1 pseudogene is annotated in these 241 nt (G+C 63.1%); it reads right to left on the reverse strand.

The features are described 5' to 3' along the window. Window positions 1-233 (reverse strand): annotated as a pseudogene (locus CH341_RS33260) (MBL fold metallo-hydrolase); the annotation flags it as partial. Between the last annotated feature and the right edge of the window lie 8 nt (window positions 234-241).

Below are 241 nucleotides of genomic sequence, written 5' to 3' on the forward strand. Positions count from 1 at the left end.
GGCATCCATTGCGCCGGCACAAAGCGATAGCCGTCGCCGTCCTTGCCGATATGCCCGGTCGCCGGGAATGGGAAATGGTAAGAAGCGATGCGCATGCGCTCCTCGGCCACCATGTCGAGGATGCGGTGGCGCGTCTCCCGCGCCGCATCGGCATCCTGATCGAAGACGGCCGACCAGTCCGGATGGGTGACGAAGAGCGCCGGATGGTTGGTCGTATCGGACAGGAACATCATCTTCTCGT

It is taken from the genome of Rhodoplanes roseus, assembly GCF_003258865.1.
GTDB classification, from domain to species: domain Bacteria; phylum Pseudomonadota; class Alphaproteobacteria; order Rhizobiales; family Xanthobacteraceae; genus Rhodoplanes; species Rhodoplanes roseus.